This is a genomic window from Vibrio sp. MMH1-50 (genome assembly GCF_022347645.1).
GTDB classification, from domain to species: Bacteria; Pseudomonadota; Gammaproteobacteria; order Enterobacterales; family Vibrionaceae; genus Vibrio; species Vibrio harveyi.
In genome coordinates this window covers 23737-30119 of the sequence record NZ_JAKRGG010000050.1, presented here as the reverse complement: position 1 = coordinate 30119, position 6383 = coordinate 23737, and the positions used below count along the sequence as shown (strand labels likewise).

Here is a 6383-nt window from a genome sequence, read left to right as displayed (position 1 = left end):
AGGTTCAGCGAGACTGACTTGGTTTGTAGACGCGGCGGCGATTTAAAGGTTTAGTGGGTCTAAATCAAGAATCGGCAACAAAGTATACAAGCCAAGGCACCTCGCCCTTTGGGAGCGTGTCATTGACCCGATTGCTGCGTCAAACAACTTGCAAAGAGCTGGCTATTACACTGCGTTGTTTTCCTTGTTCTCGAATCAATGACAACGCTCTGAATCCTGCATCTTGAAGTCACTTGGGTATACAAAAAGGCATCGAATCACTCGATGCCTTTGTTAGATTTTGGGGTTAACTCTTTTTTAAGCGCTAGGTTCGTTTTCCAGAGCAAGAATCTCGTCAACAAGCTTCGGTACTTCGATGCTTGCCTTACCGTAACGCTTCTCTTCAAACTCACTCTCGACGGCACTTGGCTCTAAATTAATTTCAATCGTATGTGCACCGTGCATCTTTGCATCATGTACAAAACCTGCGGCTGGATATACCACGCCAGATGTACCAATAGAAATAAACAAGTCTGCTTCTTCCAATGCCGCGTATATCTCACCCATACGCAATGGCATTTCACCAAACCAAACAATGTGTGGACGCATTTGAGCAGGAATCTGGCAGCAGTGACATAATTCGCCAGTTTCAATGTCTTCTGAATGCTCGATGACTTGATTAGATTCACTACAACGCGCTTTAAGCAATTCACCGTGCATGTGAATAATATTGGCGCTACCGCCTCTCTCATGCAGATTATCAATGTTTTGAGTAATGATAGTCACTTTACCTTCCAACTGCTCTTCTAGGCGCCCTAGCGCGATATGAGCAGCATTAGGCTTGATATCTTCGCCTTGTAGTTTTTTTCGACGTTGATTATAGAACGATTGAACAAGATCGGGATCGCGAGCAAACCCTTCGGGTGTTGCAACGTCCTCAATGCGGTGATTCTCCCAGAGACCATCTTGAGCGCGAAATGTTTGAATACCAGACTCAGCCGAGATGCCAGCGCCAGTAAGTACTACAATATTTCTATAAGGGAAATTCATAACCTATCCTTGTTGTTCTTTTTCATTAGCTTAACACCGATAGAATAACAACAGTAGTAATATGGATTAGACCATGGTCGTAGTGGTCATGATTAGAATGATAAATTGAGAGGCAAAGCAATGAGAGGTGTATCTCTTGTCCTTATCTTACTGGGAACTTTGGCTGGCTGTCAGATCACCAATATTGAAGGTGAGGTCGATGACGTAAAAGTCAAAGTGAGCACCAATGACAAGGATAATGGCCACCCTGTTCATGGTGGTGATTTCTGTCCGCCGGGACAAGCGAAAAAAGGAAACTGTTAAATCAGTATTCCCTGTAAAGACGAGATAAAAAACCCTCGAACTGTGTCGAGGGTTTTGCATGTTTACAAACTGATTTTCTCTGGCTTTCTCTTCAATAAAGCCATTGAATTTACAGGTTTGGACCTGTAGACGGTCTGTGCGGCATGTTATTGCGCAGTTGGTTCATACCCTGGTACATGCGTAGGAACCACACAAGAATTGCCAACGCAGCAAACAACATACCAATCCAAGGAATAAAGTACGCAACAGAGTCTAGCAACGTACTATGCATCCAGTAATCACTTACACCAATCAACACACCATTTGATGTTGCTACCGTTACAATCAGAACAACAAAGAATGTCAGGTACAGGAAGAAAGTACGAATCAAACCGTAGTAATGCGAGTTCACTACGTCGCTGTCTTCGCCTTTATCCAAACGGTACCCAGCGTAAATGATTGCGACAACGCCTGAGATCAAAAACGTAAACGGGGTCAAACAGCTCAGGATGTACGCAACCCAAATCCCGTTATGAGGTTTGTTCATTCGCTTTTGCTCCTTTTGCTTCCGTTTGTACCGTATCTGTTTCGCCCATCGCTTCTTTGGATTTCACTTCTTCATACCAAAGATCGTGGTGCTCTTTCGCCCATGTCTCGTCAACTTCACCAGTGACCATCCCCTCTAGCGCACCTTCCATACCGAATAGACCGATGTAGATGTGGAAGATGAAACCACAGATTAGAATCAGTGCCGAAATCGCGTGAACAAGGTTAGACAACTCCATATGGCGACGAGTCTGACCGAAAATTGGGAAGTCCAGAATTAAGCCACTCACTGCAGCGATAGCACCAAAGAAGATCAGCAACCAGTAGATCGCCTTTTCCCCACCGTTTGAGAAGCCAGCCGATGGGTGCGTGCCTTTATGTTTACCTACCATGCCGCCCATTTTCATGAACCAACGGATGTCTGTCATGTTAGGGATAGATTTGCGCCACCATTTCAGTAGAACAAACATCAGCAAGATGAAGAACAGCGGCCCCATGTAGTTATGGTACTGCTTCGCCAACATGACGATGAAGCCCCAGAACTCAGTCGGTACGTACGGTTTTAAGAAGTGCTTACCGTAAACCAGCATCAAACCACTGAATGCTAGCGTTAAGAAGGTAAACGCCATGCTCCAGTGTAGTGCGCGGTCTAGTCGAGACCAGCGTTTCATCTTCTTGCCAGTACGTGGCTTGCTTAGCATCAGAGGACCAACGAATACGTAAGCCATGATAACCATTGCGATACTGCCGAAAATTGCGACAGCGCCCGCAGGAGACATCCATTTCTCTTTAAGAATGTACCAAGTCTCACCCGGAGTACTGATCAGCACACCGTGTTCCGCTGATTTCGACGTGGTATAGCCTTCTTGCCCCTCTTTGACCTGACGCCAAAAGTCTGCACCTGCAAGTTGCGTCATCTCCTGTTGTACCACTGGATATGTGTCTTCTTGCGCAGACGCTGGCATCGCAAAGGTCAGCAGTAATGCTGTCATCATCGACAGCATTACAAGAGACGCACGTTTAAGAGTATTTAACATGTGTCTCTCCTACTTAGCTTTTAGTTGCGTCGTAAGAAAGATCGTTACCGTCTGTCCAACCTGCGTTTTTCGCACCGCGCTCAACCACACGTTGACGGAAAATGTCAGAAACTTTCTCTGCATCACCCGCTAGCAGTGCTTTTGTTGAACAAAGTGACGCACACATAGGTAGCTTACCTTCAGCAATACGGTTCGCGCCGTACTTCTCACGCTCTTCTAGAGAACCTGGTTCTGTGTTTGGGCCACCTGCACAGAAAGTACATTTGTCCATTTTGCCACGCTCACCGAACGATGCTTGTTTCGGGAACTGAGGCGCACCGAATGGACAAGCGAACAGACAGTAACCACAACCGATACAAAGATCTTTGTTGTGAAGGACGATGCCATCTTCTGTGTGCTCGAAACAGTCAGCTGGACAAACCGCCATACAAGGCGCGTCTGTACAATGCATACAAGCTACAGAGATTGAGTTTTCGCCTGGTTCACCGTCGTTCAGTGTTACTACGCGGCGACGTTGAATACCCCACTCAAGCGCATCATCGTTTTCGTTCTTACATGCAGTAACACAGCCGTTACACTCGATACAGCGTTTGGTGTCACATAGGAATTTCATTCGTGCCATTGTCAGACTCCTTACGCTTTACGAATGTTACATAGGGTTACTTTAGTTTCCTGCATCAAAGTAACAGGGTCGTAACCGTAAGTGGTTGCCGTGTTGGCTGCTTCACCAACAACATAAGGGTCCGTACCTTCTGGGTACTTAGAACGTAGGTCTTCACCTTCGAACTTACCGCCGAAGTGGAACGGAATGAACGCCAGACCCGGTTTAACACGACGAGTGACCATCGCTTTCACCTTGATGCGACCTTTTTCTGCGCCTTCAACCCAAACGTCATCGCCATCTTTGAAGCCAAGATCGTTTGCGTCTTTCGGGTTCACTTCAACGAACATTTCTTGTTGAAGTTCAGCAAGCCATGGGTTTGAACGAGTCTCTTCACCACCGCCTTCGTACTCAACCAGACGACCAGAAGTCAAGATGATTGGGTATTCGCCAGACTTGTCTTCTTTCTGGATAGACTTGTAAAGCGTTGGTACACGGAAGATTGCTTCTTTGTCGTCCCAAGTTGGATAATCCGTTACAAGGTCACGACGAGGCGTGTATAGCGGCTCACGGTGTAGCGGTACGCGGTCTGGGAATGTCCAAACAATCGCACGCGCTTTAGCGTTACCAAATGGGATACAACCGTGCTTGATTGCTACGCGTTGGATACCACCAGACAGGTCAGTTTTCCAGTTTTTACCTTCCGCTGCAGCTTTTTCTTCAGCCGTTAGGTCGTCCCACCAACCAAGCTGTTTGATTAGCTTGTCAGAGAACTCTGGGTAACCGTCTTTGATTTCACAGCCTTTTGAGTAGCTATCTTCAGCAAGTAGGCTTTGACCTTCAAACTCAACACCGAAGCGCGTACGGAAGTTACCGCCACCCTCTGCAACCGTCTTCGACGTATCGTACAGAATGTGTGTGCCTGGGTGTTTCATCTCTGGCGTACCCCAACATGGCCAAGGTAGACCGTAAGTCTCACCATTCACAGGACCACCTTCTGCCTCTAGAGACGTCTTGTGGAATGTATGCCAGTTTTGTTGGTGCGCTTTTAGACGCTCCGGGCTTTGACCTGTGTAACCGATGGTCCACATGCCTTTGTTGAATTCGCGCGTGATGTCTTCGATCACTGGCTGGTTGTTCTCAACACGGATGTTTTTGAACAGCAGATCTTCATAACCTAGCTTCTTAGTTAGCAGGTACATAATTTCGTGGTCAGGTTTAGATTCAAACAACGGCTCGATAACCTGATCACGCCACTGAAGTGAGCGGTTAGATGCTGTCACACTGCCGTGTGTTTCGAACTGAGTCGTTGCAGGAAGCAGGTAAACGCCGTCAGTACGATCGTTCATTACCGCTGCGACTGTTGGGTATGGGTCAACAATAACCATCATATCCAGCTTCTGCATCGCTTTCTTCATCTCAGGACCACGAGTCTGAGAGTTTACTGCGTGACCCCAGTAGAACATGGCGCGGATGTTTTCACGTTGACGAATGTTGTCTTTGTTTTCAAGAACACCATCCACCCAACGAGATACAGGGATACCTGCACTGTTCATTGGTTTTTGACCACCGTAAGCGTTGTCATCGAAACGACCTTTCACCCACTCGTAATCGATTTCCCACACTTTTGACCAGTGACGCCATGAACCTTCAGACAGACCGTAGTAGCCTGGTAGCGTGTCAGATAGTACGCCAAGGTCAGTTGCACCCTGTACGTTATCGTGACCACGGAAGATGTTTGCACCCCCGCCTGACTTACCGATGTTACCTAGCGCAAGCTCAAGTACACAGTAAGCACGTGTGTTGTTGTTACCAGTGGTGTGCTGAGTACCACCCATACACCACACGATACAACCCGGACGGTTTTCAGAAAGCAGTTTCGCTGTTTGGTAAACTTCAGACTCAGGAACGCCAGTTACGCGCTCGACTTCTGCTGGTGTCCATTTCGCTACTTCTGCACGGATTTCATCCATACCGAATACACGTTGACGGATGAACTCTTTGTCTTCCCAGTTGTTCGCAAATACATGCCATAGCACGCCCCAGATGAATGCAACGTCAGAACCCGGACGTAGCGATACGTAGTGATCCGATTTTGCTGCTGTACGAGTACGACGAGGATCCGCAACAACGATCTTACAGTTGTTCTTCTCTTTCGCGATAAGGATGTGCTGCATCGCAACAGGGTGCGCTTCTGCAGGGTTTGAACCAATGAACAGCATCGACTTACAGTTGTGCATGTCATTGAAAGAGTTGGTCATCGCACCGTAACCCCAAGTGTTTGCTACACCTGCTACGGTTGTTGAGTGACAGATACGTGCTTGGTGGTCAACGTTGTTGGTACCCCAAAGCGACGCCATCTTACGGAACATGTACGCTTGTTCGTTGTTGTGCTTTGCACTACCCAACCAGTAAACGGAATCTGGACCCGACTCTTTGCGGATGTCCATCACCTTGTTACCGATTTCTTCGATCGCTTGATCCCAAGAAAGCTTCTTCCACTTACCGTTTTCAAGCTTCATTGGGTATTTCAGACGACGCTCACCGTGACCGTGTTCACGCAGTGCTGCGCCTTTTGCACAGTGTCCACCAGCGTTGAATGGGTGGTCGAATGCAGGCTCTTGACCTGTCCACACGCCGTTTTGAACTTCAGCGTAGATACCACAACCTACAGAACAGTGAGAACAGATGGTACGTTTTACTTCTGTTTTCGCTTCTGGATCCACCGATTTAGCTTGTGCTTTCTTCATCATGCCCGGTGCAAAAAGACTTGCACCTACAACCGCACCACCAGCAGCAAGCGAGGTGTTTTTCATGAATGCACGGCGAGAAACGCCAAGCTGATTGGTTTCTTTGCTCACACTGTCGGAGCGTTTGACAAGTTTCAT

General features: G+C 47.5%; 6 protein-coding genes. 1 reads left to right on the top strand and 5 read right to left on the bottom strand.

Annotation, left to right across the window (positions count from 1 at the left end):
* Window positions 1-297: 297 nt before the first annotated feature.
* The gene (gene cobB / locus MHO32_RS23440; RefSeq protein WP_009697787.1) at window positions 298-1029 is read right to left on the bottom strand and encodes a Sir2 family NAD+-dependent deacetylase; all 732 of its coding nucleotides are present in this window, start codon (window positions 1027-1029) and stop codon (window positions 298-300) included.
* A 120-nt stretch (window positions 1030-1149) separates the two neighbouring features.
* Between cobB and MHO32_RS23435 the strand changes: the two genes are divergently transcribed.
* Entirely contained in the window at window positions 1150-1332 is a 183-nt protein-coding gene (locus MHO32_RS23435) for a hypothetical protein (protein WP_005445797.1), read from the top strand.
* Window positions 1333-1441: 109 nt separating this feature from the next.
* Here MHO32_RS23435 and MHO32_RS23430 read toward each other — a convergent pair whose 3' ends face one another.
* From MHO32_RS23430 to MHO32_RS23415, 4 genes are read right to left on the bottom strand one after another with little or no spacing between them, the layout of a single operon-like run.
* Window positions 1442-1858 carry a membrane protein gene (locus MHO32_RS23430; RefSeq protein ID WP_005427687.1) on the bottom strand — a complete coding sequence of 139 codons (417 nt, stop codon included), beginning with the start codon at window positions 1856-1858 and terminating at the stop codon, window positions 1442-1444.
* Entirely contained in the window at window positions 1842-2894 is a 1053-nt protein-coding gene (locus tag MHO32_RS23425) for a formate dehydrogenase subunit gamma (RefSeq protein ID WP_239214394.1), read from the bottom strand. Before MHO32_RS23425 ends, MHO32_RS23430 begins: the two co-directional genes overlap by 17 nt.
* A 13-nt stretch (window positions 2895-2907) precedes the next feature.
* Complete coding sequence (gene fdh3B, locus MHO32_RS23420) at window positions 2908-3516, bottom strand: formate dehydrogenase FDH3 subunit beta (RefSeq protein WP_005427693.1); 609 nt, start codon at window positions 3514-3516, stop codon at window positions 2908-2910.
* A gap of 11 nt (window positions 3517-3527) precedes the next feature.
* A complete protein-coding gene (locus MHO32_RS23415) occupies window positions 3528-6383 on the bottom strand; it encodes a formate dehydrogenase subunit alpha (RefSeq protein ID WP_050937638.1) in 2856 nt (951 codons plus the stop codon).